33 protein-coding genes and 1 tRNA gene are annotated in these 25,195 nt (G+C 60.7%); 24 read left to right on the top strand and 10 right to left on the bottom strand.

The annotated features are described in order from the left end of the window. Nucleotides 1-393: 393 nt before the first annotated feature. Together ACWGRX_RS22015 and ACWGRX_RS22010 are read left to right on the top strand one after the other, a co-directional pair. The gene (locus tag ACWGRX_RS22015) at nt 394-1,338 is read left to right on the top strand and encodes an ABC transporter substrate-binding protein (RefSeq protein WP_452119298.1); all 945 of its coding nucleotides are present in this window, start codon (nt 394-396) and stop codon (nt 1,336-1,338) included. A gap of 31 nt (nt 1,339-1,369) precedes the next feature. Continuing rightward, nucleotides 1,370-3,109: a cache domain-containing protein gene (locus ACWGRX_RS22010; protein ID WP_452119295.1), complete on the top strand. Its 1,740-nt coding sequence runs from the start codon at nt 1,370-1,372 to the stop codon at nt 3,107-3,109. A 24-nt stretch (nt 3,110-3,133) separates the two neighbouring features. Here ACWGRX_RS22010 and ACWGRX_RS22005 read toward each other — a convergent pair whose 3' ends face one another. Continuing rightward, complete coding sequence (locus tag ACWGRX_RS22005) at nt 3,134-3,817, bottom strand: Crp/Fnr family transcriptional regulator (RefSeq protein ID WP_452119294.1); 684 nt, start codon at nt 3,815-3,817, stop codon at nt 3,134-3,136. Between the two features lie 945 nt (nt 3,818-4,762). Between ACWGRX_RS22005 and ACWGRX_RS22000 the strand changes: the two genes are divergently transcribed. Then, a complete protein-coding gene (locus ACWGRX_RS22000; RefSeq protein WP_452119293.1) occupies nt 4,763-5,164 on the top strand; it encodes a hypothetical protein in 402 nt (133 codons plus the stop codon). Nucleotides 5,165-5,240: 76 nt separating this feature from the next. Here the strand turns inward: ACWGRX_RS22000 and ACWGRX_RS21995 are convergent. The 4 genes from ACWGRX_RS21995 to ACWGRX_RS21980 all read right to left on the bottom strand — a co-directional run bounded on the left by ACWGRX_RS21995 (nt 5,241) and on the right by ACWGRX_RS21980 (nt 7,742). Continuing rightward, a tRNA-Ser gene (locus tag ACWGRX_RS21995) sits at nt 5,241-5,331 on the bottom strand. Between the two features lie 94 nt (nt 5,332-5,425). Beyond that, the gene (locus ACWGRX_RS21990) at nt 5,426-5,623 is read right to left on the bottom strand and encodes a hypothetical protein (protein WP_452119292.1); all 198 of its coding nucleotides are present in this window, start codon (nt 5,621-5,623) and stop codon (nt 5,426-5,428) included. Between the two features lie 360 nt (nt 5,624-5,983). Next, nucleotides 5,984-6,826, bottom strand: coding sequence for an amino acid ABC transporter substrate-binding protein (locus ACWGRX_RS21985; RefSeq protein WP_452119291.1), 843 nt, complete (start codon nt 6,824-6,826; stop codon nt 5,984-5,986). A 211-nt stretch (nt 6,827-7,037) separates the two neighbouring features. After that, a complete protein-coding gene (locus ACWGRX_RS21980; RefSeq protein ID WP_452119290.1) occupies nt 7,038-7,742 on the bottom strand; it encodes an Abi-alpha family protein in 705 nt (234 codons plus the stop codon). A gap of 804 nt (nt 7,743-8,546) precedes the next feature. On the opposite strand from ACWGRX_RS21980, the gene ACWGRX_RS21975 reads away from it, so the two are divergent. The 12 genes from ACWGRX_RS21975 (at nt 8,547) to ACWGRX_RS21920 (ending at nt 14,246) form a co-directional block, all read left to right on the top strand. Next, nucleotides 8,547-8,876 (top strand): hypothetical protein, encoded by a 330-nt coding sequence (locus tag ACWGRX_RS21975; protein ID WP_452119289.1) that lies wholly within the window; start codon nt 8,547-8,549, stop codon nt 8,874-8,876. After that, nucleotides 8,866-9,543: a hypothetical protein gene (locus ACWGRX_RS21970; RefSeq protein WP_452119288.1), complete on the top strand. Its 678-nt coding sequence runs from the start codon at nt 8,866-8,868 to the stop codon at nt 9,541-9,543. Before ACWGRX_RS21975 ends, ACWGRX_RS21970 begins: the two co-directional genes overlap by 11 nt. Beyond that, nucleotides 9,536-9,988: a hypothetical protein gene (locus ACWGRX_RS21965; RefSeq protein WP_452119287.1), complete on the top strand. Its 453-nt coding sequence runs from the start codon at nt 9,536-9,538 to the stop codon at nt 9,986-9,988. Before ACWGRX_RS21970 ends, ACWGRX_RS21965 begins: the two co-directional genes overlap by 8 nt. Nucleotides 9,989-9,991: 3 nt before the next feature. Beyond that, the gene (locus ACWGRX_RS21960) at nt 9,992-10,213 is read left to right on the top strand and encodes a peptide chain release factor family protein (protein WP_452119286.1); all 222 of its coding nucleotides are present in this window, start codon (nt 9,992-9,994) and stop codon (nt 10,211-10,213) included. Continuing rightward, the gene (locus ACWGRX_RS21955) at nt 10,210-11,265 is read left to right on the top strand and encodes a hypothetical protein (RefSeq protein WP_452119285.1); all 1,056 of its coding nucleotides are present in this window, start codon (nt 10,210-10,212) and stop codon (nt 11,263-11,265) included. Before ACWGRX_RS21960 ends, ACWGRX_RS21955 begins: the two co-directional genes overlap by 4 nt. 282 nt (nt 11,266-11,547) lie before the next feature. Further along, nucleotides 11,548-11,760, top strand: a complete 213-nt coding sequence (locus tag ACWGRX_RS21950) for a hypothetical protein (protein WP_452119284.1) — start codon at nt 11,548-11,550, stop codon at nt 11,758-11,760. Beyond that, a complete protein-coding gene (locus ACWGRX_RS21945; RefSeq protein ID WP_452119283.1) occupies nt 11,750-11,977 on the top strand; it encodes a hypothetical protein in 228 nt (75 codons plus the stop codon). The genes ACWGRX_RS21950 and ACWGRX_RS21945 overlap by 11 nt, the downstream gene beginning before the upstream one ends. Then, nucleotides 11,967-12,404, top strand: coding sequence for a hypothetical protein (locus ACWGRX_RS21940; protein WP_452119282.1), 438 nt, complete (start codon nt 11,967-11,969; stop codon nt 12,402-12,404). Before ACWGRX_RS21945 ends, ACWGRX_RS21940 begins: the two co-directional genes overlap by 11 nt. Continuing rightward, nucleotides 12,391-12,726 (top strand): hypothetical protein, encoded by a 336-nt coding sequence (locus ACWGRX_RS21935; RefSeq protein ID WP_452119281.1) that lies wholly within the window; start codon nt 12,391-12,393, stop codon nt 12,724-12,726. Before ACWGRX_RS21940 ends, ACWGRX_RS21935 begins: the two co-directional genes overlap by 14 nt. After that, on the top strand, nt 12,727-12,933 hold the full coding sequence (locus tag ACWGRX_RS21930) for a hypothetical protein (protein WP_452119280.1): 207 nt from the start codon (nt 12,727-12,729) through the stop codon (nt 12,931-12,933). After that, on the top strand, nt 12,930-13,541 hold the full coding sequence (locus ACWGRX_RS21925) for a hypothetical protein (protein ID WP_452119279.1): 612 nt from the start codon (nt 12,930-12,932) through the stop codon (nt 13,539-13,541). Before ACWGRX_RS21930 ends, ACWGRX_RS21925 begins: the two co-directional genes overlap by 4 nt. Before the next feature lie 480 nt (nt 13,542-14,021). Next, nucleotides 14,022-14,246 (top strand): hypothetical protein, encoded by a 225-nt coding sequence (locus tag ACWGRX_RS21920; protein ID WP_452119278.1) that lies wholly within the window; start codon nt 14,022-14,024, stop codon nt 14,244-14,246. A gap of 32 nt (nt 14,247-14,278) precedes the next feature. Here the strand turns inward: ACWGRX_RS21920 and ACWGRX_RS21915 are convergent, their stop codons facing one another. From ACWGRX_RS21915 to ACWGRX_RS21905, 3 genes are read right to left on the bottom strand one after another with little or no spacing between them, the layout of a single operon-like run. Next, entirely contained in the window at nt 14,279-14,539 is a 261-nt protein-coding gene (locus ACWGRX_RS21915) for a hypothetical protein (RefSeq protein ID WP_452119277.1), read from the bottom strand. Then, nucleotides 14,536-14,742, bottom strand: coding sequence for a hypothetical protein (locus ACWGRX_RS21910; protein ID WP_452119276.1), 207 nt, complete (start codon nt 14,740-14,742; stop codon nt 14,536-14,538). Before ACWGRX_RS21910 ends, ACWGRX_RS21915 begins: the two co-directional genes overlap by 4 nt. After that, a complete protein-coding gene (locus ACWGRX_RS21905) occupies nt 14,739-15,323 on the bottom strand; it encodes a lysozyme (protein ID WP_452119275.1) in 585 nt (194 codons plus the stop codon). Before ACWGRX_RS21905 ends, ACWGRX_RS21910 begins: the two co-directional genes overlap by 4 nt. Between ACWGRX_RS21905 and ACWGRX_RS21900 the strand changes: the two genes are divergently transcribed. Further along, nucleotides 15,322-16,050 carry an alpha/beta family hydrolase gene (locus tag ACWGRX_RS21900; RefSeq protein WP_452119274.1) on the top strand — a complete coding sequence of 243 codons (729 nt, stop codon included), beginning with the start codon at nt 15,322-15,324 and terminating at the stop codon, nt 16,048-16,050. The genes ACWGRX_RS21905 and ACWGRX_RS21900 overlap by 2 nt on opposite strands. Nucleotides 16,051-16,125: 75 nt before the next feature. Here ACWGRX_RS21900 and ACWGRX_RS21895 read toward each other — a convergent pair whose 3' ends face one another. Then, nucleotides 16,126-16,356 carry a hypothetical protein gene (locus tag ACWGRX_RS21895; protein ID WP_452119273.1) on the bottom strand — a complete coding sequence of 77 codons (231 nt, stop codon included), beginning with the start codon at nt 16,354-16,356 and terminating at the stop codon, nt 16,126-16,128. A gap of 133 nt (nt 16,357-16,489) precedes the next feature. On the opposite strand from ACWGRX_RS21895, the gene ACWGRX_RS21890 reads away from it, so the two are divergent. After that, on the top strand, nt 16,490-17,848 hold the full coding sequence (locus ACWGRX_RS21890; RefSeq protein WP_452119272.1) for a hypothetical protein: 1,359 nt from the start codon (nt 16,490-16,492) through the stop codon (nt 17,846-17,848). Between the two features lie 6 nt (nt 17,849-17,854). Here the strand turns inward: ACWGRX_RS21890 and ACWGRX_RS21885 are convergent, their stop codons facing one another. Then, the gene (locus ACWGRX_RS21885; protein ID WP_452119271.1) at nt 17,855-18,934 is read right to left on the bottom strand and encodes a glycoside hydrolase family 5 protein; all 1,080 of its coding nucleotides are present in this window, start codon (nt 18,932-18,934) and stop codon (nt 17,855-17,857) included. 125 nt (nt 18,935-19,059) lie between these two features. Between ACWGRX_RS21885 and ACWGRX_RS21880 the strand changes: the two genes are divergently transcribed. From ACWGRX_RS21880 to ACWGRX_RS21850, 7 genes are all read left to right on the top strand, one after another. Then, the gene (locus tag ACWGRX_RS21880; RefSeq protein ID WP_452119270.1) at nt 19,060-19,197 is read left to right on the top strand and encodes a hypothetical protein; all 138 of its coding nucleotides are present in this window, start codon (nt 19,060-19,062) and stop codon (nt 19,195-19,197) included. Continuing rightward, a complete protein-coding gene (locus ACWGRX_RS21875; RefSeq protein WP_452119269.1) occupies nt 19,194-19,412 on the top strand; it encodes a hypothetical protein in 219 nt (72 codons plus the stop codon). Before ACWGRX_RS21880 ends, ACWGRX_RS21875 begins: the two co-directional genes overlap by 4 nt. A 252-nt stretch (nt 19,413-19,664) precedes the next feature. Beyond that, entirely contained in the window at nt 19,665-20,063 is a 399-nt protein-coding gene (locus ACWGRX_RS21870; RefSeq protein ID WP_452119268.1) for a hypothetical protein, read from the top strand. Between the two features lie 85 nt (nt 20,064-20,148). Beyond that, nucleotides 20,149-21,555, top strand: a complete 1,407-nt coding sequence (locus ACWGRX_RS21865) for a mannose-1-phosphate guanylyltransferase/mannose-6-phosphate isomerase (RefSeq protein ID WP_452119267.1) — start codon at nt 20,149-20,151, stop codon at nt 21,553-21,555. An 83-nt stretch (nt 21,556-21,638) separates the two neighbouring features. Then, nucleotides 21,639-22,478: a hypothetical protein gene (locus tag ACWGRX_RS21860; RefSeq protein ID WP_452119266.1), complete on the top strand. Its 840-nt coding sequence runs from the start codon at nt 21,639-21,641 to the stop codon at nt 22,476-22,478. Beyond that, complete coding sequence (locus ACWGRX_RS21855) at nt 22,478-24,697, top strand: glycosyltransferase (RefSeq protein WP_452119265.1); 2,220 nt, start codon at nt 22,478-22,480, stop codon at nt 24,695-24,697. Before ACWGRX_RS21860 ends, ACWGRX_RS21855 begins: the two co-directional genes overlap by 1 nt. Then, nucleotides 24,691-25,104 carry a hypothetical protein gene (locus ACWGRX_RS21850; RefSeq protein WP_452119264.1) on the top strand — a complete coding sequence of 138 codons (414 nt, stop codon included), beginning with the start codon at nt 24,691-24,693 and terminating at the stop codon, nt 25,102-25,104. The genes ACWGRX_RS21855 and ACWGRX_RS21850 overlap by 7 nt, the downstream gene beginning before the upstream one ends. Nucleotides 25,105-25,195: the final 91 nt, after the last annotated feature.

Genomic DNA, 25,195 nt, shown 5'->3' with positions numbered 1-25,195 from the left:
TACACTTTGGGGGGGGCGGGGCCTGCTTTTTTTGTTAAACACCCCCCCCCCCAACCCCCCCCCCCCCCCCCGGGCCACCGGGCTCCCCCCGGCCCCCGCGCCCGCTCATACTCTTCCTGCCGCCACGCGATAACGCGGGTGTCGCAGCGACGAGGCCGGTTTTTTGAAACTGGGGCGCCTCATGCTGATCATGGCTCCTCCCCAATGGGTTACGCTCGCCCGTTTTCGCGACATGGCCCGTCCAGCATGATATAAGGGCATCAGTGCTGGTTCGGCGCTTCCCGACCTGCCCAGAACTCGGTCGGAAGGGGAACGGCCGTGCGGTTTTTGCCCTGCTCCTTGCACCTGGCTGCTCCAGCGACACGGCGCGAGACAATCGCATTGTTCGGCGCTATGGCGGCCTCGACGATCTCGGCCCGCGCGCAGCAGAAAACCACGCCGGTCATCGGCTATCTCGGGTCGGAATCGCCCGAGCCTTACGCCAGTCGCCTTACCGCCTTTGCCGAAGGCCTAGCCGAAGCCGGCTATGTCGACGGCCGCAACGTCGCGATCGATTTTCGCTGGGCTGAAGGCCAGTATGGCCGATTGCCGGCACTCGCGATGGATCTGGCTGATCGTCAGGTCACCGTCATGGTCGCGCCAGGCGGCGCGGAGGTCGCGCTCGCCGCTCGATCGGCAACCAAGACGATTCCGATCGTCTTCGAGTTGGGGGGCGACCCAGTTGCGCTGGGCTTGGTCGCCAGCCTATCCCGCCCCGGCGGCAATCTCACCGGTGTCAGCAGCCTCAGCGTCGAAGTCTCGCTCAAACGGCTGGAGTTCATGAGCGAGCTGTTTCCGACCGCCAAGACTTTCGCTGTCGCGGTCAATCCGGCGAGCCCGACCTCAGGTTCGCAATCAAGAAATCTGCAGGCGGCCGCGGGCAGCCTCGGACTGGAGTTGCATCTTCTCAAGGCCAGCAGCGAGCCGGAATTGGAGGCGCTGTTCGCAGCCGTATCCCAGATACGGCTGCCGGGCCTGATCTTCACCTCCGATCCCTATTTCGCCTACCGAAGTCGGCACCTCGCCGTGCTTGCCGTGCGGCATAAAGTGCCCGCCATTACCCAGGCGCGGGATTTCCCGAACGCTGGCGGCTTGATGAGCTATGGCGGCGACTTCCAGCAGTCGCACCGCCATACCGGGATCTATGCCGGCAGGATCATCAAGGGCGAGAAGCCTTCCGATCTGCCGGTCCAGCGGGTGACGAAGGTCGAGCTGTTCGTCAATCTGAAAGCGGCTAAGCAGCTGGGGCTGATCATGCCGCCTTCGATCTTGAGCAGCGCGGACGTGGTGATCGAATAAACCTGGCCGGAAAGCCGGCGCATGAGCTGTCATGGTGTCTCAATCGCCACCCGCTCCACGGAATTCGCTCTTCGCGAAATACTTCGTCGCGCTGTTCGCGGCAGTCGTCGTACCGCTTCTCGTCGCCGGCGGTAGCGAAGCCTGGTTTGGCCATCACGACCAGAAGGCCAGGCTGAACGAGCTTCTCAACGCGGAAGCCCGATCCTCCGCTGCGAAGATTCAGGACTTCCTGGACGGAATTCGTGATCAGTTGGCGTGGACGGTTCAGCTGCCATGGTCAGACGACACCGACGAAAGACGCAGGCTCGACGCCTTTCGCCTGTTACGTCAGGTTCCCGCCGTGGTCAGCCTGACCCTTGTCGATGCCACCGGGCGGGAGCGTGTGTTCGTTTCGCGCCTGGGGCTCAACAAGGTCGAAACCGGCGCGGACCACTCGGTCAGTCCGGCACTCAGGAAAGTCCGCCCCGGCGGCGCCTGGTACGGTCCTGTAACCTTCCATGCCGGCTCCGAGCCCTTCATGACCATTGCCGTAGCCGGGACACGTTCGGCAGTCGGCGTGGCGGTCGCCGAGGTCAATCTCAAACTGATTTGGGACGTCATCTCGGCGATCCGGATCGGTCGAACCGGGGGCGCGTTCGTCCTCGACCAGCCGGGGCGCCTCATCGCTCATCCCGATATCAGCCTGGTTCTGCGGGCCGACGAGGCTGCAATCCAGCCGCTTCAGGCACTCAGAGCGAGCATTGCTGCCCAGAGCGACCAGGCGACATCAGGACCTGATATCGGCGGCCATACGGTTCTGGCCGCCATGGCGCCGATACCCGGCCTCGACTGGAGCGTCGTCGTCAAGCAGCCGGTCGCTGAGGCCTTTGCGCCGATCTATGCGGCCCTATGGCGGACAGGCGCCTTCCTGGTCGTCGGCTCCGGCCTCGCAGCAGCCCTAGCGTACTGGCTCACACAGCGCATGATTGAGCCCATCCGGCTTCTGGAAGGCGGCGTCGCGCGGATCGGTGCCGGCCAGTTCGACCACCGGATCGATATCGCCTCCGGCGATGAGTTCGAGCGGCTCGCGACACGTTTCAACGAAATGGCGGGCGATCTGGCGCTATCGCAGGAGCGCTCGGAACGGATCAGCCGGCTCAAGCGGTTCCTCGCGCCGCAGGTCGCCGAACTGGTCGACCGATCAGGTGACGAGAGCGTGCTTGACGGCCGACGCATCGAGGTCGTCGTCGTTTTCGGCGACCTCCGGGGCTTCACCGCCTTTTCGGCCCGTGCCGAGCCTGAAATCGTGATGCCCTTCCTCAGCGAGTACTACGATGCATTGGACAGGGTGGTGATCGAACACGGAGCCACGCTGACGCATTTTTCGGGTGACGGAATGATGGTCCTGATCAATGCCCCGGTCCCCCGCCCGGACCCGGCTTTGTGCGCCATCAACATGGCGCGGGACATGCAGAAGACGGTGCAATCCCTTTTGTGCGATCGACAGGCGCTGGATCACCGTCTCGGCTTTGGGGTCGGGCTCGCGATGGGACTTGCGACGGTGGGGCGTATTGGTTCCGAAGGCCGACTCGAATACACCGCCGTTGGAAACGTTGTGAATCTCGCTGCGCGCCTGTGCGCCAGCGCGGGCGATGCCGAAATCCTGATCGATACCGTCGCCGCTCATGCTGTCGGTGAGCGCGTGCTTCTCGTTGAACTGGATGAGCGCGTGCTGAAGGGCTTCGACCAGCCCGTTCGGGTTTTCGCAGCGGGCGAAACGACAGCCCGATAGGCGCTCGAATACTTGCCATCGCCGCTAGGCCGCATCGATCTTGGCCAAGCGTCGCAGGTCCTCGATATCCTGGATCAGTAACCGCCCTCGTCCCAACGAAATGACGCCGGTGCGCTTCCAGGATTGGAGGTGGCGGTTGACCGTTTCGCGTGTCACGCCGGTGAGGGATGCCAGTTCTTCCTGCGAAGCACGGACATCCGTGCCGTAGTCGGCGGCGAGCACCAGGATACGTCGCGCAAGCCGGATTGCGGAGGGCAGGAATGTCGTCTCTTCCAGCCGGCCGATGACATCGCGCAACCGAGCGCAGAGGAGGCCAATCAACTGCAGCGCGATGGGCGGTTCGCGATTGAGCAGGCTCATGAAATCCTGCCTCGGCAGGAAGAACATGGCGGTGTCTTCCATCGCTACGGCATCAGCAGTGCGGGATTGGCCGTCGAGCAAGGTGATTTCACCGAATACATCGCCGCCGCCCAGGAGGTTGATCGTCATCTGCTGGCCGAGATCATCCACTGTCCCGATACGGATCAGCCCCCGTCGAATGGCATAAAGCCCGTCACCCGGAGCGCCCTTGAGAAACAGGACCTCCCGCGCGGCCAGATGCCGTTGCCTGCAGACTGCCGCGATCTTCTCGAGCGCGTCACCTGCGAACCCCGCAAAGAACGGATTCGCACTCAGAATACTGACGGCGCGATGAGAGGCATCGCTCATCGGAGCCCCCTGGATTTGGACCGAACGACGGCAGCTTTCGCGCTCCAGCACATCGACCAAAAGGCTGGCACGGAGCAGAAGCCAAGGCGGCAGGCCATCTCATCTGTTTGCGACCACAAGCGGCCGAGCGCAAACATAATAGACCATGCCGAATGGCTCGGTCGGCCACAACATACTCCTGCGACCATCAGCTCTCGAGCCGCTACGCGAGACCATGTAAAGACATGCCCGCTTCCAGTGCACATGACTCGCGTAGCCTGGAAGCCTCCCCCATGACGGGCGCGGGCGCCAACAACGCGATCTCGCCAATTGTTGGAGGCTTAACGCGACGCCCGAAAGCAGAAATCATCAGAGTCCGCAAAGGGCCAGAACTGCGGGTTAGTCATCCGCGCTGAAACCGGGATTCCTGCACCGGAAACGACCAGCTATCCATACGATCGAGGAAGAGTTGCGCCCGCTGCTGGATCCGGCAGGGTGGTTTTCTCGGTCGTGCTTCTGCGGCCGTTTCATAGCGCCGCGTGTAATCAGCCGGCCACCACCTCCGTTGGCGCGGAGGCGGCGGCCTGACCACAAGGCGATCATCGTATGAGGATGATGCACCCATAGCTAAGCGCCATCATATCGACCCTGCCGCCGCACGGAAGTCTCCGCACCCCGTCCCGGGGCTCCCTTCAATCGCAGCTTGAGCATCCGCAGCCTCGTCTGAGGCCGTCGGATCCACGCTGTCGACGCCATCGTCGTTCCCCGCTGCGGCTAGCGCCGCCGGCGAGCGAGAGGGCGCGGCTCGAAGACTATCCAATATGAATATGTTCGACACGACGGCGCCATGGCGCCGACGACCATGCATGTCCGCACCGTGGCTGACTTGCCGGCTTCGGTGCGGCTCTCCTCGCTTCTGCGGACTGCGGCGTCGCGGATGCCGACTGCAACGACATCGGCAGCTACTTGCTGGACGAGCTTGAGCGGGAGGCCGGCAGTCCCTATGCCGAGAATTCGGCCCACTACTCGGCCGATCAGATCGCCGACTATCTGGAAGGGGCTGCTGGCGACGTTAGGAATTTCATTCGCCGCTACTTCGAGCAGTCTGGCGCTATCGAAAGTGCCGAGCGCGCCGTCACTGCGTTCTGCGGCAGTCCGACGACCGGGAGCCAAGCGGCCCTTCTCAAGGCGGCGAAAGTTTTGGAGGGGCATAATATCCCCATGCCGGTTCGCTTGGCGCGGACCTTCCACCCTTTCATCCGCAGGCCAGAAGTTTTTCAGCTCGCCCCGCGCAACGATTCTCTTTGCACAGGCGACAGCGGGCAAAGCGTTCGTGATCAGGTCGGCGCTGATGTAGGCGAGCGCTAAACAAAAGCACCCACACTCATGCTACACAATCGCTTATGACTACCAAGCCAAGTCTTTGAAAAACAAGAAAAAATGATGGCGGAGACGGAGGGATTCGAACCCTCGATACCCTTATGGGGTATGCTCATTTAGCAAACGAGTGCCTTCAGCCTCTCGGCCACGTCTCCGTTGAAAGGCTCTATGCCCGATCCCATGCCGCTTTGACAAGCGACCTCTGCGAACAAGTTCTGGAAAAGAGCCGGGGCCGCCGCATGTACCGCTTCAGCCCCTCGCCTCGTCGAGCGCGTCGACGAAGGCCAGCGCCTCCGGCAGCGTCGCGAAGACCGGGCAAGGCAGCCGCTCATCCTCGGCCTCGGTCAGCCCGAAGCGCACGGCATAGCCCTCGGCTTCGCAGCGGATCGCGATCGGACGCGGCGGCTTCAGGGCGCGCTCGGCGCGCTTGGCGGCAGGGTTTTGCATCACACCAGATCCTTGCAGGAACTGCGGCCACTAACAGCCCCGCAAATGAACGGCCGCCGAACGGCCCGTGCAGGAAGAGGACAGCGAGCACCAGACATCTGCCGAACCGGCCTGCGGGGCGCGCGTGATTCGTGCCCCTATCCTCGGCACAGGCTTCGCAGGCCATGGGCAGGCGGCACAGGCGCGGGCCTGCGCCGACAGAACGGGGCGATATCGGAACGCCCGATCAGCCCGGCACAGAGGCCGCTAGCCCTTCGAACCGACGAGCCTGACGAAGCTTCAGCCCTTCAAAGACCAGCGGCGGCGATCGACGCCGCCTCCACTGGCCTGTGCGGGGGGAAGCCCCCGTCACTGAGGCGATCATTTCGGAACGCCGTGGATTACAAAGAGCGCCCGCATGAACTCGTCCGGCGCGGTATTGCCGAAACTACGCGTATAGATCCGGCGCACCGCGTGACTGCGATAGAGATCGGCGAGAGCCCCGTCGACAAGCAGGCGAAGCCTGCCATCGCCACGAGGAATGGCCAGGGCATAGGTTTCAAACGTGTAATATTGCTCTTCGAGCTTCAATATCGACTGATTTTTGCTCGCTCTCAGATAATGCGAGAGTATACCGCGATCACCGAAATAGGAATCCAACGACTTGTCGACTATCGCCCGGACCCCGTCCTCATGCGACTTCATCGGTACAATTTTCGCCTCGATATCGAATTTATAAAGAACCGCCTTGAGCGCCTCCTCGTTCGTCGACCCCTGCAGGACACCGATCCGCTTCCCCTCGAAATCTGCAAGATGCCCGGGGCCCGTGTTCCGATAAAGCAAACCGGCCCCATCGATGAAGGTCGGTATCGAAAAATCGACCAACTCCCGCCTCGCCATCGTCACCGAAGTCGAATCGCAGAGAATATCGACCTTGCCGTCCCTGACCGTCTCGAGACGACTGGCAGCGGCAACCTCCACGAATTCGATCTTCAGATTCACGGCGCCGGTCGATTTCTTTATGACCTCGGAAATCTCACGGCAAAGATCGACGACATAGCCTGAAGGCGAACCATCTCCCGACCGATATGAGTATGGTGGCGCATCGGCCCGGAACCCAAGTCGCAGCGCCCCGGTCTTCTGGATTCGCGACAGCGTGTCCGTCGCCAAGGCACCAGTCGAAACCACGAGGCCCAGGAGCCCGACAAACCCAGCCCGAATCATCGATCCCATCCCCCCGAATGCTCTGAGATTTGGGAGGTCAATTGGCAGATGGCCTCGCGATACGCCAGCCCTGCGACGCTCACCTGCCGCCACGGACCGGCAGGCAGGCGTTCGCGCATCGGGCTCGCCTCGTGGGCGGACAGACAATCGAGAGCGCGCAGCCGCTCGGTGTGCGCTCGCAGAACGCGAGGCACGGCCCTTGTGGAAGTCTCTATTCCACATTCGGTCGCGATACCGCCTTAACAAACTCCGTTCCCAAGGTGGTCGGATATACGGCGGCGACCGTGCGCCCGCTGATGAGCTGCATTGGCTCAACGCACGTGAGCCTTACCAAATTCCACAGCGAGGTCTCCACGGCCAGCGAGGGCATAATTCTATCGTCGTTCGATTTAGGGGGCGGCGTATAGCTTTCAGGAAAACCGGCGGTGTAGACGTAGTCTTTCATAAGGTCAGCCGGGGCACGCACGGCCATTCGCAGGATACGAGCATCGAGCGGGCTCATATCCTTGAGCATCGAAACAAAGGCCGGAAGGCGCTGGATTCCCGCTTCGTTGCTGGCTGCGTTCGCAAGGAGCTGGGCCCATACATCTTGCAGCTCGTCGTTCTCCTCCAAGCTTGCCGCCTCGATGAGAGGGACGCCGAAATTGAGAGCCACTTTGTGAGTAGGGCCAGATTGCCCTTGCGCTTCCAGAAACTCCTGTGCACGCCTCCTAAGGCGCAATTGCCGCTCCCATCGAGTAAAGCGAAGCCGATCTTCGAGCATTCCTGCTGTCTGCTCCAGTGGTCCTGCCAGATACTTTCCGAAGAACCCGCCCACCGTCTGCGCCGCGTCTATTCCTCTGCTGGTTGCCTTGCCGATCTCCTGCCCCGCTTTGCCAAACTCTTGGCCAGCCTTCGCCCACTCATCGCCAATCATCGTCGCCGTCTCCCAGACGTCCAGACTAGCATAGTACCAGAGCTTGACTCCACGTCACACTAATTGTTCCTTTTTTGTTCTATTGCATCAAAGGACCCGCGGACCCCATGGCGTCCGTCACCTACTATGTGGGTGCTGCCCATTCTCCGCCCCCCCCCACCGATGCCGCGAGGAGCCTGGAGCGCGCCCGCTATTGGCGCTGTACCGGCTCTCGGCGCGGCGTGGTAGTCACGCCCCTCACTCGAAACTCAATGCCGAGCATGAGGCTAGCGCGGGCTGGTCAACCGAGGCGGCGGCGTTCAATCGAGCCGAGACGCCGAACTCAGAATGGCCCGCCGAAACGCGACCAGAGCAGGCGGCGGGAGCAGAACCTGACATGCCAGGTTAAACTCCGTCGCTAAACCTTTAAAAAAAATGGTGCCCAGAGCTGGGGTGCAACTATTCTTTTCTACCAATACCTTGCGTGAAGGTGCGGGCTTTCTTGGGTCCTATGCGAATCAATGGGTTAGCCCCGCCCTCCCCGCACCGACTCGCGGCGCTTTAGCTCCGCCTCGACTGTCTCGCGGATAAACGCCGCCGTCTTCCCCTCGCCTGCCACAGCCTCGATGCGGTCAAGCCACGACTGCGTCACGCGGAGCGTCGTCTTGACGGTCTTCTCTTTAGGCGTGAGCGGCGGGCGTCCCATCCCCCGCGCATTATCGTGTGGCTGAAATTCTGTCAAAACCGACCCCGTAACGTGTGGCGCTTATTGACAATAACGTATGGCGCTTATAAACTCAAGATCGCTGGATAGGAGTTCCCGCAATGGCGACGATCAATATCGACGGCCGCGTCTTCTCGGGCCGAAGCGTGTCCATCCGAAACGGCGTCGTGACGATCGACGGTGCGCGGCAGGACGGGACGCTGTCGGGCCAAGTCGAGATCAAGATCACCGATGGCGTTCTTGAACGCTTGGAGGCTGACGGGTCAGTGACCTGCGGCGAGGTCCGCGGCGATGTCATGGCTGGCGGCAGTGTCCGCTGCGGCGACGTTGGCGGCACTGTTCAGGCGGGCGGCTCCGTCACTTGTGGCAACGTTCGCGGCAGCCTCATGGCCGGCGGCTCGGTCAGCCATGGTGGTCGCCATGACCTCTGACCTCACCACGAAGGCCGCAGAGGTTCGGGCGGGGTTGGCTCGCAAGTTGAGTGACGCGCTGCTGACCGTTCGCCCGCTTGGCGGCTCGGAGCTGTTCATGCGCGTGGGTGACGAGTTCTACGCGGACCCGGTCGTCTGTGCGGCTGAGATTGCAAAGCTTCGCTCTGATCTCCACGAGGCCAGAAGCGCACTCGCCAGAGAACGCCGCGAGAAGGGCGCACTCATCGCGCAGCAGGCGGCCGAACTGGCTGACGAAAAAGGTGCGCGAGAGACCGCAGAGCGTGGCGGAGAATTGATCCTCGCTGACCTGGAACAGGCCAGGGCCGAACTGGCGGCCGAGCGCCAGCGTTCCGACACCTTGCGCGTTCAGCGTGACGGGCACGCGGCCGAACTGGCGGAGAAGGCCGGCATCTACGACGAACAGGTTACTCGCGCGGAAAAGCAGTGGCAGGCGTGGGAGACCCGCGCCACCACCGCCGAATCCGAGCGCGATGAACTGCTTCGCGAGAAGGAGAGGATGGGGGCGGCGCTTGGCCAGATCGTCGTAGCAGATACGCATCTGGTGTGGACTGGCGGCGCCGTCCCCGAGCCGTCGCATGAAGAAAGCGGGGCCTGTGCAGAGATAGCCCGCGCCGCTCTTTTGCAGGGAGGCGGCCCCAATGGCTGAGCAGCCCATCACCCACGCCCGGTTTGCCGAGATTGTCGCCAACATGTCGAGCTATTGCGCTCAGTGGGCCGGATCCTGCCTGACACTGCCTGAGAAGGTGAGCGAGCCGATGACCGCATGGTCATTGAAGCGCTTCATCGACGAGATGCAGCAGCGGATCGACTTTTTGCGGGAAGATCTTGATACGGCCGGCGCCGCAGAGATACGGGCGAAATCGGCTCTGGAGAACGGCCCTGCCGGTCTCGCGGATGCGCACTCAAAATCCTCCTCCCAGTCCTCCCAGTCCGAGAGGATCGCGGTGCTGGAGGCGGCGTTGCGGGAGAAGGACCGCGTCGTTCAGCTCTACGGCAAGCACGACAAGATGACCGATCGCGAGAAACTCGGCGCGATCATCAACCACCCGAGCTTCGCCCGCGCCGCTCTCGATCCTCTTGCGGAGGAGTGAGTGATGGTCACGCTTCCACCGGAAGACATCAAGATCGAAGTCTACCCGATCCCTGGCATTCATCAGAAGGGCGGACAGCACGTCGGCGTGCCGAATGGCGTCCGCATCACACATTCGAGCGGTATCGCAGCTTACGTCGATAACGGTCGATCCCAGCACATCAACAAGATGATTGCCGAGGAAATGATCCTCGCTGCGATCACGCATCCGAGGTTTCGCCCATGACCCACCATTCTAAGCCGGCCGAGGCGGTGGCGTGCCTTTACACGGTGCAGGGCGACAGCCAGCCATTCATGCGCATCAGTCGCGGAATGCTTCATGCCGCAGGCGATATTGTCGCTGTGCAACCTCTTGGCCCATTGCCCGCCACCCCTGCGCCGGCTGCCGAGGGACTGGAGGCGGTGCGGGTGGCCAAGACAGCACTCGATCTTGTGCGCGGCATTATCGGCGAAGCGTCTATGACCGGCTTCAATTGTCACGATGGGGATTGGGCCGAGCGCCTGTACGCCAGTCAAGCCGACACTCACGCGGCCGTGAAGGCATGTGCCGCCGCCCTCGCATCCACTGCCGCGACGAGCGCTCCGGCCTATGTCGTGAACTGCTGCAACTGCGGCCGGATCATCGACACGCGAGAGGAAAGCGAAGGCGGCGATCAATGGGGCCACGAGCTTTCCGACGACCGTTGGGCCTGCTCGCCGGAGTGCCTCGACGCCGTGACCGAGCCTGTTGACGCCCCAGCCGAGACGCAGGGCAGGGATGGGGTGCGGGAGGCATGGGAAGCCTGGGATGCGCCAGAAGGTAGCGATTTCATGACAAGAGGCAGTATCGCGAAAAGCGCGTTCTTTGCGGGCTATCGCGCCGCCCTCGCCCCGTCCACCTCTGCCGCGACGAGGGGGGAGCCGGTGGCTTGGCGATATCGCCGGGTCATCGATGGTAAGCCCATGCCCTGGCGCTATTCAGACATGGTCGAAGCGCATCCCGACTTGCCGGGTGGCCCGGATGAAAGGCAGCCGCTCTACGCCACCCCTCCCGCCCCTGGCGCGCAGGTGAAGGTCAAGCCGCTGGAGTGGCACCGGTCGCACATGACGCCGTGGAACGGCGACTATCACACGGTTCCGACCGCTTACTCCGTTCGTTGCGCTGACGAGAACGGATGGAAATGGCAGGGCCTTGGCGCCCACGGGTATGCGCCCAGCCCGGAGGGAGCGCAGGCTGGCGCGCAGTCGCATCACAACGCCTACGTCCGCGCCTCGCTCGCCACCGACAGGGAGGGATGAGCCGATGGATGACGGCTGGAAAGGAACCGCTGCCCGAAACAAGGACGGACGCGAAGGCACTATCCGAGAAAGCTACGTCGGTTTCTTGCACCTGGGCATCGTGATCAGCGTTTCAGACGGCAGCCAATCTCACGTCCAACTTAACGCGAATGGGCCCGACAGCGGAGCCCCCGGCTGGCAATGGCTTTGCGCAAACTTCAGCGGCGGCCCTTCCTGGCTGCCTCTCGGAGATCACTCTAACTGCGAGGTTGAACCCGCCCACAGCCCCAAGGAGGAATGACCGTGGCTGAGAAACTGACGCCGTTCCGACGCAAGGTGCTTGAGTACATCGAATATCACTCGGAAGGTAGGAAATACGGCTGCCGAGTGCCTGATGCGTGGATCGAAGAAGCCGATTCTTCTGTCCGTGACGGGCAGTCTACCCCTCGTGATCTCAACGGCAGAAGGCTCACCCCCGCCGGCCGCCTCGCACTGGAGAACACCGATGATCGATAGGCTGACGATGGCGCAGCGAGGCGCACTGACAAAATGGCTCCGCGGCCCGATGTCGATCTACCACGCAGGCGGCGTTCGTCGCGATGTCGGAAAGAGGCTTCTCGAAATGGGCCTGATCGAGCCCGTGGAGCAGGGCTTCCACCCTAGTTATTCGATCTGCCGTCTCACCGAGGCCGGCCACGCCGCCCTTCAAAAGGACACCCACGATGATCGATGAACTGATAGAGCGCGTCGAGAAGGGCGAGGGAGCGGATCGCGAGTTGGATGGTGCAATCCATGTCGCGCTGTTCCCAGACAGCGCCGCGAGCCGCTTCATTACCGGGGCCTACCGATCCGAGTGGTGGAAATTCGGCACGCCGCAAGGACTGGTCTACCGCACAGAGAACGGCGGGGGGCTACCTCTGCCCAGCTACACCACCTCCCTCGACGCGGTTATCGCGCTGATCGAGGAGAAGCTGCCGGGGTGGCATGCCGATGTCGATTTCGGCGCCTCCCTGGCGGAGGACGGGACACTAGGCGCTCGCCTGTTCCGCCCGCTTTGCAACCCTCCGGGCAACTTCACCGGCGACGCGAAATCCCCCGCGCGCGCCGCACTCTCCGCCTTCCTCAAAGCCCACAAGGAGCAGCACGATGCAGCTCGATGAGAAGGCGCTGGAGCGTTCGGCGCGCGCCGTGCTTCATCGGCGCGTGAAGCCCGATTTCTCCGAGGTGAAGAATGGCGCTTGGGTGCTAGACCACGACAAGGTCGTCGCCGAAGCCGCCATCACCGCCTACCTGCAAGCCCTCTCCCCCGGCTCTACCGGAGAGACGGAGGGGTGGGTGCTCGTGCCGAAGGAGCCGAGCAGCGCGCAGCTAGACCGAGCCGTCGCCTTCGCGCTCAACGTCAGCCTTGGCGGCGAGTACCGGTGGGCCGACTACATGCGCGACCTTTACGGGCGCTTCCTCTCTGCGGCGGGAGAGAGGTGAATGAGCCACGTCAACGTCGACATCAAGGACAGACTTGAAGAGCGGAAGCGGCTCGCGCTGCTAGAAGCGGAGCGGAAATACTGGGCCGACACCGCGTATGCGCTCCAGCAGGAACTAGAGAACATCCCAAAGGCAATCCGGGAATGGGGATACATCGAGATCGACGACCTGACCTTGATCGCCAAGCCCGAGGAGGCCGGCCCATGACCGCTAGCCCCACCCCCTTGTTTGCAGAAGGGTCTGGCGCGGTGCCAGGGTCTGAGCCGGGCATGGCAACTGGGTCCAAAATGGAACTAGTTCAACCCGCCCCCGCCGCTATGCCGAGCGAGGAGGACGGGGCGAGGACGATCTACGAAAGCAACCCACGGAACAAGCGTTGGGACCTTCTCGCGGACAAGGTCAAAGACAGGTATCGCGAGCAGGCCCGCGCCGTCCTCGCCCTCTTCGCGCCGGTCCTGGCTGAGAAGGAGCGGGTCGAGCGCAACCGCGACATGTGGAAGGGCCAGTGCGAGCGGCAGGCTGGAACCCTGCGCGACCTCCGCATGCAGATGCTTGCCGATGAAGGCCAGAGCCGTGCAGGCATCGACGGATGGCACGAGCAGATCAAGCAGGACGCCTCGATCGACAGCCCGTTCAACGCCTGCTGCTACCGCGACGCATGCCGCGCCATGGAAGCCCGCGCCCTAGCCGCAGAAGCCGCGCTGGGCTCACTTCGCCAAGCAATCTTAGACGCGGACATAATCTGCGACGATGATGAGAAGGCCGGCGATCGTCTCAGCCGGCTTGCCGCAGCCATCCGGGCGCAGGGGGAGTGAGATGCACCTAAGATTCAGCCTGTATGCAGCGCAAGACGAAGGGGAAACCGGGCACCCCCAACATGTCATGAAGGCCCTCGGCATCACATATCAGCACGCCACACCGCAGAGCCTCACTGACAATTGGTGGTTTTGGAACTGCAAGAACGTCCCGTCGAGCTTGCCCGGATATCTGAGAGAATTGACGCTCGACCCTATGGACTGCGTTGGGCGCGGGCTCGATCAAGGCACGGCAGAAGCCATCCGGGCTCAGCAGCCCTAATGCGCTACGGCCCCTCAGACGCGAGGATGGCGGTTGTCCTGGTGCTGCTGGCTGGGGCTGCTGTGTATGGATGGTGGGTAGGGGCTTGGCGATGAAACGGTGAAGCCTGCCTCGCGTCTCGCGAAAGCAGGCCCCGTTGACAGTGGAGCCCAGCTTCGACCCCTGGCACCACGAGGGCCACTGTAGACGAGCCCGCCCCGAAAGTGAATCCTGCCGGGATGAAACTCCCCTTGCGCCTATACCAGTATCAAGAGAGCTTCGGCATTCAGGATGCCGAGGGCTACAGCGTCTGCTACCTCTACTTCGACGACGATCCCAAGCGCAGGATCGTGACGAAGCGGATGACGAAGGCTGAGGCCGAGATCGTCGCGAAGCAGATCGCGAGAGCGCTGACTGACAACGCAGAAAAGGCCGCCGCCACCCCTGAGGATGACGGCGGCTGACAGCCGAGCGTTGGGCTGGGGCTCGGCTTAGTTCAACGTGGCCATGGCAGGATCGCACCGACCTTCGATGCGAGGAAACCGCCAACCGTCGCCATGGCGATGATGACCCACCTGACCCCGCGAGCCTGAGTAAGCAGCTCATGCATCTCGTCGACCTTCCCGGCCATGTTCGAGACTTTTTCGGTCAGGTGCTCGTGTTTTGTCTCAAGGCGGACAAGGCGTTCGTGGTTATCCCAAGACACTTTTTCGTGCACCCCGCTCGTGTTCATGGGATTGCCCTCGATGGCGGTCATTTGGACCCGGAGCCCTTGGCCTGCTCGCGTTTCGACGCCCAGGCTCCGTATGCGATGCCGACGAAGAGAGCGAGGCCGTCAGAAACCCAGGCTGTGACCGGCTCGGCGTGCTCGGCCGGCAAGCCGGCGCGCGCCAGCAGCCAAACGACGATGCCGAAGATCCAGACGCGAATTGTCGGCAGGAAGGCCGTGATCAGGCTCATGCTGCGATCCTTTTCTTGAAGGCGTTCCAGAAGCGGGCGAAGAAGCCGGGCGGCGTGGTGTAGGTCCCGTCATTCCGGTAGGGCGGCGGCCAATCGACCGCGGGCACGGGCTTGGCGACTGGTTCGCTGCTCACCTTCAGGAACAGCGCACGCTCATCAGCCCGGCGGTTGACGAGGCCTTTCATCACCTTGCCGGCCGCCTTGTTCCAGACGGTGAACTGGTCCGCAGCGCCTCGGTAGTCGCGAGCGTTCAGCTTCTTGACGAGCGTGGACTTCGAGAAATTGCCGGCGCCGATGTTGAAGGCTAGCGATACGAGCGCGTCGAACTGGTTCTGATTGAGCGGAGCGGTCACCGCCTTGAGTACCGCCTTCTCGAACGTCGCGAGGTCGCGCGACAGGATCGCGTCGCACTCCTCAGCCGTGATCGTCATGCCCTTGGTGACCTTGGGCGGGCCGGCGGCGCTCGTGTGGCCAACACCGATCGTCCACGGCTCGCCGCCTGTTGCGGGGTCGGGATAGGCCTTCAGGCGCACGCCCTCATGGGCGGCGATGGCCTTCCGGCCGGCGGGGCTGACCTTCATGAGCGTGCTCCGAACAAAGAAAAACCGCCCGGCTAGGGGCGGCTGGGGTGGGCTTGGCGATGAGAGGCTGACGGCTACAGAAGGGCGGCTTCGCGAGCGGCTTGAGCCAGATCCGTTGAAAGCGCAGCGCCACTATGCTTTCGCTAACAATATGACCAACCCGATCTTTCTTTACCTAGCCGGAAATTCGTTCCCGAAGGACGCCCACGTAGAAGAGGCGCTCCGCCTACGCTTGACAGCGCGCGGCGCATCGTTCTTTGGGCAGCGCCAAATCTTCGGCATGCAATTGGCTTTAGAAACACGCAAGGCCATGCTCAACGAGCTAAGCCGAACCTTTAGGTATAGACCCGTTATCGCGATCGGTCGTTCCTCTGGCGGACGGATTGCCACGTTAGCCGCTTTCGAAGGCGCCCCTCTGACCTCTGTCGTCGCCTTGGGGTATCCATTTTGCGCGCCTGGGCAGCCGGAGGACCCCGCTAGAACGGGTCATCTCGCGAATATCAAAACCCCGGTATTGATCCTGCAAGGCGACATGGATTGCTACCTGAGCAGGGCTGAAGCGGAAAAGCGATACCAGCTTTCCAGGCAAGTGCAGATCGTGGATGTCGACACCGACCACGAGTTTTTCATCACACCAGAGCAGTGGGACGTAATTTCAGAACAGATATGGCGACACGCGTTGGGGCAGCGATCGCACCTTACCTGCGAGGCCGAACACGGTTCGTAGGCAAAACAAAGCCGCCCAGGGAGGGCGGCTCTGGTCCTCCGGCAGCAGTTCTTGCTACCGGCGTTCAGTCAATTCTTAGACAGACATCCGCCTCTGGGGGGCATGCGCCAGAGAGACAATCACCGCCTGACACTGAACGACAGCTCGCGCCTGAGGCAAATAATCTTGCCAGTGCGCACTCGCGCTTTCAGACGGGTCCGTGATGAAAATATCCTTCTGCGGGTGATCCGCAAGAACGCGGTTCGCCTCTTCAGCGCTGGCGCGCGCGATGGCGAACGCAATTTCTCTAGTGATATCGTCGACCATTGACTTGCCTGCTCGGACTTAAGACATGACAGTTTTGTGACACACTGGGTCCGGGTGGGCAACCCCGCTCTGGATGATCGCTTGAGGGGCGAATTGAATGAGGCGATGGGATAACCCGCCGGCAAACGATAGCTTGATCTTCATCAAGCCAGCGGCCGACATTTTGACGACGAAGGTAAACTTCCACCCCAGAGACGCATTCGGCCCCAGAGCTCAGAAAGGCAACTGGAGAGCCTTTAGGAATTTCGGCGCCTCACTCAAGGCCGACAGGATGCCTAAGCTCGTCCCGTTCGAGCAAAACGCGCTGTACGCCGCGATGCGCTCTGTGTATTTGCTCGGGAAAAAATGGGAAGAAACTGAATTTTATAATAATGTAATTCGCCTGATCGATCGAGGCGAAAGCATGTGGGGCTGCAGGGATACAGAAACATTTAAGAAACGACTTTATAGCGATATACAAGATTTAATAATAAGCCTTTCAAAGCATGGATATCTTACTCAATCTGAGTTCATGGAGCTTTCAAAAGCTAATGGACAAGCCGACGACCCAGGCAAGACATTCAAGATTGGCGATTATTACGACAAGACAGACCCTACGAATGAAATAAAGGTTGGCATCGGCCCGCTTGGCGAGATCATATTCTTGGAAGGCCAGCACCGGCTAGCAGCCGCACGCCTGCTGCAAATCCCAGAAGTGCCAGCCTTGGTGGCCTTCCGCCACGAAGCATGGGCGTCGCTTCGCCGCGCGGTCAAAAGCCTATCCAGCAAGGAAGAGACGGCCCTTCGCGTCGATCACCCTGATCTAGAGAGGTTTGGCTTGGCCGAGATTAGCGGGCTAAAAGCTGTTCGACAGTTGCACGACGCTGGGCTAACAGAAGTGCCCATCCGCGCGTCGCGGGCTCAGTTGGACGCTAACATTAAGAAAAAGGGATACTCTGAAGTGAACGCATATCTGACGCACGACGATTATCTTGCTATCACGTCCGACTTGGGGGGTGGCCACTGGAGCAACGCTAAGCGGCGTTGGGTCTACCACGGCGCCGCCGTCACCTTCTCCCGCCTCGCGAACCCGTCATCTCCTAGCAAGGTCCTCGAGATGGGCACCATGGGCATCAATATCGTCCCTGGCAGCCATACCATCGACTACGCCGAAGGCTGGAACTTCAAGGGCAAGCAGCCGACGCATGCCCACGACGGTCGTGAGATCCCGTGGCCGATCGAAGACAACGCCTATGAACTGTTCATCGCTCTTCGCGTCTATCACCATCTGACCCCGACCCAGAAAGAGGCTTTCCTCGAAGCCCGCCGGATCGCGAAAAACATCATCATCGTTGCGCCGGAATCGTACAACAAGGTCAAGGGGTCGAAGGGCATCCCCCTCTCCGACCTCATCGCTTGGAACGATGGGGTTCCCCCGACCGCGACGATGGAGTTCGGCGAGGAGTTCGGGAACCTGTACTTCTGGGACAGCAAGGCGCTCGGCAAGGGCTGAGAGCCGTCAAGGATTTGCGTGGAACCAATCCCGTAGGAGCTTCCCGGCTCCTATGGGGCCTTCCGACGCCCCGCAGCCTCCAGCCCACGAATCGTAGGTGGTGAGTTCTGTCAGATCGTCGTCCTTGAAGATTGTGCCTGGGTAGTCAAACGCCCACCCAGCGATCCCCATCCCAAGCGATTTGAGATAACGCAGCAGCTCGCGCGATATCCTTGGTACATCCCCGGCGCATCCGGCGGAGGGGCGGCCTTCCCAGCCTTTCGAGGCGTTCCACTCCGTCGCCAAGCAGATATGCTGCCGGCAAAACCCGCCGAAGTAGCCTTCCCACATCGGCGGCCCGAAGCTCGGCAGCCGCTTGCTGTTGAAATACGGGTGTACCCCGTAGGCAATCTGGTTCGCGGAGTCCGTGAGCGGCGGTGCACCTTCAAGGACGTGAGCTCCCGTCAGGCCGTTGATCACCACGACCTGGTTGAACCCTTGAGCGCGTACTTCGGCAATCAATCGATTGAAGTGCTTCTGCCAAACGAGCCAATCGGCTTGCTTCAAGCCGTCTCCCTTCGGCTCGTTGAGTAACTCGAACAGCAACCCGTGGTCATCTTTTTGAAGGGCGGTAAACAGGCGCCGCCAAGCGTTCGACGCTGTTTGATCGGGTAGCCCGGTCTCCTTGTAGGAGCCGGAGCCTGACTGCCACTGCATGGATATGATCACGGTCAGGCCGCGCTCTCGGATGAGATCGACGGCATCCGTGACAACGCGCAGGTACTCTGGACGAAAGTACTCGCTCTTTTCGTTCAGCGCAGGAAGCGACACCTTCAGAACGACGGTGTCAGCCCCAAAGGCAACGATCTTATCGAGGAGAGAGGGGCCGAATTGATTGTGAGCGATCGTGAGCGCGGGGGCGACGACAGACAGCCGGTCTTTCGGCGTCAGGCGCCCCGCAACCTGGGCTCCCTTCATATTCCAGCGCTTGCCATCTCGCTCGATCGTCTCGCCCACAATCCTGACCTGCCCAGGCGTCGGGGAGTTAGCAGCCGCGAAAGCTGCCAACGACAGAAGCAGCCCAAGAGCCAGCACGATTTGTCGCATTATCGACCTCCGAGTGCCGAGCATGATGCAGGCACTCCGATGGCCGTCAATCAAGAATAGAGACTACTTCGCGGCAGCGCGTGCCCGCAAAGACGAGGCATCATGCCCTGCAGGATGGCGAGCGCTTGGCTCGAACGGCCGAGGGCGCGGCTGTCGTGCATGTCGTCGCCGATGACGAGACGGGCGAGGTTGCATCGATCGAGGTTATCGCCCGGCACGGCGCGATCCCGGATGAATTCGACGAGCAGATCAGAGCGGCATGACGCTGGCGCTCTCTCGCTCCTATCCCGACGACCACGCCGAAGCGACGCGCCAGGGCATTTGGAGCGTCACCTGCGAAGGCATCTATTTCGGCGCGATCGTCTACGACAGCGTGAGGCCAGAACCTGTTTGGGGCTGGTCGATCACGGTTCAGAACCCCTCGCAGGATCTCGCGAAGACCGGCATGGCGAGACACTCGCGGAGCATTTTAGAATAAGCGCGGCCGCCGCGATACGGACAGATGCCAAGCCCGCCAGCCTTGCTTGCGACGAGGCGATGAGGCGAGATTCGCGGCTTAGATGCCCGCTCTCGAGCTGCCTCCCTATCCGCAGCCTGCATCTGGCTACGTTGTCAATAATGCCCTAATGGATAGTGAGGCCGTTTTCGCGAGACAGTTGCTAGGAGAATGATATTGGAGCCTAAAGGCGGTATTTTTAGTGCCTTAGCCGGAATGACGGCGACGACTTTCGTGATAATCGAGATGTTGCTTGAGAAGGGGGTCATCTCGAAGAACGATGTCGTCAACCGGATGCTGGATATCAACTCCCTGGACCAGAAGGGAACCTCAGATGAAGGTCTCGGCGTAGCCCCAAGGCTGATTCTGGCGTGGTTAATTGGCCCCAACGCTAAGGCGTCACCTTCGCCGGATGTCCCGCAGGCATCGAACCTGCCCATGGTCCTCACAGGCCAGACTGCATCGGTGATCGCCTTGATAAGACTACTTATAAAGAAGGGCTTGATATCCGAGGAGGAGATCAAGACAGAATTAAATGATTTAATACTTGATGGTGAAAAGGAGGTGGCCGACGCGGGCTATGACACTGCCGCAAAGCATATAATTAGGTGGCTCGAAGGTTCGAAGGGCTAAGTTTGCTATTTTCAATCCTGAGCGAATGTTGTAGCAGCGCGCTGCTTCGATCAATCGCACAGCCTGGGGTCTCGTGAATAGCAATTTGATCGTCCCCATCGTGATGGCTGGCGGATCCGGAAGCCGTCTCTGGCCGCTTTCGCGCGAGACCATGCCGAAGCAGTTCATTCCGCTGCTGGAGGGTGGGCTCTCTACCTTTCAGGCGACCCTGCTGCGGCTGGCCGACCCAACCTTCGATACGCCGATCGTCATCACCAACAACGAATTCCGCTTCATCGCCGCCGAGCAGATGCTCGCCTGCGGGATCCGGGGCGAGATTGTTCTCGAGCCGGAACGCCGCGATTCCGCAGCAGCCATCGCGGTTGGCGCGATCGTGGCGCGGCAGCGTGATCCCGAGGCTGTCTGCGTCGCGCTAGCCTCCGATCATGTCGTGACCGATGTCGAGGCCTTTCGAGAGGACTGCAAGCGCGCCGCGAGGCTGGCCGCGACCAGCCTGATCATGACGCTGGGCATCAAGCCGACGCACCCCTCGACCGCCTATGGCTATCTGGCCCCTGGCGAAGCGCTGGCCGAGGCAGGCGCTAGCCGCCTTACGCGCTTCGTCGAGAAGCCCAAGCTCGAGATCGCCGAGGCGTATGTCGCCGACGGCTATCTTTGGAATAGTGGCAACTTCCTTTTCGCCGTGAGCACGATGCTGAGCGAGCTTGCGCGTCACGCTCCCAAGGTGCTCGAAGCCGCGGAGGCCGCGGTTGAAAAGGCAGGACGAGACCTCGACTTCTTGCGGCTCGATCCTGAGAGTTTCGCCCAGGCCACTCCGATCTCGATCGACTACGCCGTGATGGAGCGCACGGAATTTGCCGGCATGCTGGCCGCCTCCTTCGACTGGTCTGATGTCGGCTCCTGGGATTCGATCCACGCTATCAAGCCGCAGGATGACGACGGCAACGTACTGGAAGGCCCAGCCGTCGCCCTCGACACGCGACGATCGTTGATCCGCAGCGAGGAGATGCTGACCACGGTGGTCGGTCTCGACGATGTCGTTGTGGTATCGACCCGCGACGCGGTGCTCGTCGCCTCCATGGCCGCGGCCGGCCAGGTCAAGGCGCTGGTCGACCAGATGAAGGCCGCCGGTAGGCCCGAGGCCAGCGAGCATCTACGCATCTACCGACCCTGGGGCTGGTATCAGCGGATCGACATCGGCGGCCGCTTCCAAGTCAAGCGCATCCACGTCAAGGAAGGTGGACAGCTAAGCCTGCAAAAGCACTTCCACCGCGCCGAACACTGGGTCGTGGTGCATGGCACTGCCGAGGTTACGCTCGACGGAACGATCCGCGTCGTTCACGAGAACGAGTCGATCTACCTGCCGATCGGCTGTACTCACCGCCTGAAGAACCCGGGCAGGATCGGGCTTGAACTCATTGAGGTCCAGGTCGGCAGCTACACCGGCGAAGACGACATAGTTCGTCTCGAGGACATCTATGCGCGGCGCTGACAGATCGCGTCTGAGCTGCTGAGGCCACAGAGCCCGCTGATTTTCGGTAGTTGGGTTGACGATCTAATGAGGAACAAGAGTCGATGAGCTTGCAGAACCTCCTGAGGAAGCGTCCCAGTTTCAAGGGCTCTCAAAGGCCCAAGCCGAGCGAGCAGGGCGGAGGCCGTCTGCTCGACTTCTCCCCGGCCGATTTTCGTGAATTGAATGCCGACTGCAATGGCGATCGCAGCGAGGTTGCCCACCGCTTGGTTGACCAGATCCGGAAGGATAAGGAGAGCCAAGTTGTCAACGATGTCGAGGTGGGTATCGCACTCAAGCGAGCCATTCATGCCTTTTCGAGCGATAGGAAACTCGCTGTCGAACTCACTGGGCGCTTCATCCATTTTGATGACCATACTAAATCGGCAATACAGCAGGCCGATTTGCAACGAGACAAGCGGCGGTGGGCAGACGCTGAATTTTCTTATTTTAAGATTTTGAAAGAATACCCTTTATTGGCAGGGTATTTTGTTCAGTATGGGCACTGTCTCAAGGAGCAGGAAAAATATATCGACGCAGGGGTTGCCTACCGCAACGCCTATGCTCTTGGAGAAGTCGAGGGAGATCTGATCGAGCATACATCGTTCTGCGCTGCCAGAAGCGGTATATCTATCGATAGGGGCGTGCTCGAGCGCGTAAAGCACTTTTGGACAGGTAGCGCTGGAACGAAATTGCTGGACGCCCCGCCGACCAGAGCAGACATTGAAATGCTCTATAGAACGCTGTTGGGTGTCAATCCTAACAGCATTGATCAAGTCCATGAAATTATGACAGTTTGCGACAAAAACCGCGATGTTGTTCAGAGCTTGATGCGCAAGCCGGAGTTCGTTCACTCGAACCGAAATTTGCTTCGTGTGGCATTCGAGCGGTCACAGGGTCTATGATGAAACAGTCGCTAAGCTTTTCTATTGTTATCAATACCTATAATCGTGCCGTCGCGTTAAAGGACACATTGGCCAGCTTAAATGGCCTTCAATACGATAATTTCGAAGTCATAGTCGTCAATGGGCCATCGACGGATGCGACGGCTTCGCTCATGACGTCCTACGAAGGTAAGGTTAAGCTTCTCAGTTGCCCGGATGCAAACCTGTCGATGTCTCGCAATATCGGGATTGAGGCTGCGTCGGGCGATATTGTTGCCTTTATCGATGATGACGCTGCGCCGCATCCAACGTGGCTTGAAGAGCTTGCTCTCTGCTATGCTGATAAGCGGGTTGGTGGCGTAGGCGGTTTTACGGTCGACAATTCGGGCATCAATTACCAAGCCTGCAAGACTATCTGTGATCGGTTCGGCAACGCCTTCTCGATGTCCGCCTTTTTTGATGAGCGGCCATTGTGCTTCTCAGGAAGCCCGGCCTACCCAAGTCTATTAGGAACCAATTCATCCTTCCGCCTGGATGTTCTCAAGGAGGTAGGAGGGTTTGATCACACATTTCGCTATTTTCTCGATGAGACAGATGTTTGCTTGAGGGTCGTCGATGCGGGCTATCAAATTGTCTATGCACCGCAGGCAATCGTATATCATCAATTCGCCGAGTCGCACATCAGATCACCGCGAAGGATTCCGAAGACTCTGTTCCCCTCGGCGGTAAGCAAGTCTTATTTCATCATGCGCCACGGCTCAGCTGACGTCACTGCTGCGAGCAATCAGCTCGATGCCTATAAGGCCGAGTTGTATCGGGCAAATGCCTGGCTCGAAGAGCACGGCGAGATTACGAAAGCGCATCGCAGTTCACTTGATCAGGACGTCGCCAGCGGAACCGAGGATGGTGCGACCCTAGGCATGCGCAACATCGGACGTGCGCGTGGGGATCTGAACCTCGAGGTCAAGGCGGCTCCCTTTCTGCCGTTCCCGAGCGGGCAAGGGCTTCGGATCGCCTTGGTTAGCCAAGCATTCCCTCCCTCGAACGATGCAGGAATTGCGCGCTGGACTTCGATGATGGCCATCGGTCTGGCGGCGAAGGGGCATTCCGTTCACGTCATCGCGCGAGCATCCGAAAGTCCCAGCGTCGAGTTCAAGCACGGCTACTGGCTGCATAGGATCATGCCTGACCATGCTAACGAGGCCGAGGTGATGGCGGAGCACGACGTCCCCCCTCACGTGGCCGCATGGGCCGCGGCCGTTAAGGCGGAAGTTTCCTTCATCAAGAGCTTCGGCCTTGATGCTCTGTCGTTCCCCATCTGGGATGTCGAGGGGACGGCTGTTGCCGATGATCCAGATATTGGCGTGGTGATGAGTCTACACACCAGCTACAAAATGGCGCTGCCGTTCAAGCGTGAATGGCAGCTGCGCCCGCTTCATCGTCATCTCTCTATCGACAAGATCATCAGAAACGAGAAGAAGCTGCTCGGCACCGTGCCGGTCATACTGGCTAATTCCAACGCTATCATTGCGGACCTCGAAAGAGAGTATGAGGCGGATTTTTCCAGCCGTGCGATTCTCGCTCCGCACGGCACCTGGGATCCGTTCGAAACCAGGCCGAGTCGTCTTGGTCTGCGAGCGCAGCGCAAGTCAGCATTCGAGGTAGGCTATGTCGGGCGCTTCGAAGAGCGCAAGGGCTTTGATATCGCTGCTCGAGCGCTCTCGAAACTCGTCGCGTCGGATCCGCATGCAAGAGTCATCTTTGCGGGCGACGATCTCAACGCAAAGGTCAGGGATGTGTTCATTCACGCCGGCGCCGAGAACCTGCTGGACAACGATAGGGTAGAGTTTAGAGGACTGATCTCGCGCGATGCATTGGACGATCTGTTCTGCACGGTAGATACCGTGCTCATGCCGAGCAGATATGAAAGCTTCGGTCTTGTGGCCATTGAAGCCATGGCCGGGGGCGCTTCCGTAGTCGCCCTGGCGGCCGGAGGCCTGAAGGAGGTCGTGACAAGCGGGACATCTGGCTATCTGGTGCCCGTTGGTCCAGAGGCTGCTGAGCTTTGTGGCGAGCACCTGATACGCCTTTCGCGCGATCGAGAATTGCGCGAGAAACTCGGTCGGGGCGCAAGGTCGGAATTCGAAAGCCGCTTCACGGTGGCAACTATGGTCGAGCAGGCGCTACCAGCCTACTATGCGGCTGCGCGGCGTGCTAAGGAGATGGACCATCAATGCTGAGCCCATCGTTCACGCTGGATGCATACCTCATAATGCGGTCAGTGCTCATGTCTCAGGACGAGGCGCAGGAACTGAGCAGCCTGCTCGAGTCCAGGGAGGAGTTGACTGCCTCGCTCCTGCTCGATGATGATTTAATCAGGGAGTATCCTGATATATATCAGGAGCTTATGACTATTGCTCAAACCCATTATACTCGGGCCGACAGCCCACGCGTGACGCGTGGTAACATTCGATTAGCAAAGGACCTGAAGCAGGCTTTGGCGCAAGGGATTAATGCGATTCTGGAGGCCGAGAAGCAGAGAATGCCGATAGCGGACAGCCTGCATGAATCCGCTCGGCAGTACGCTCGAGTTCAACCTGCTAGTGAGCTTGATTTGCACTGGCGGTACTCGATCGACAGAGAATAGAACGACGCAAGGTCTTTGCGCCACTCAAGGCCTGGGGGTGATCCATCACCCTGGGCGGCGCCCGCCATGAAGGAGGGCGGGCGCAGCGCGC

Source organism: Allobosea sp. NPDC055594, from assembly GCF_053618995.1.
Note: the sequence above shows the minus strand (reverse complement) of the source record. Positions and strands in the feature narration are given on the sequence as shown.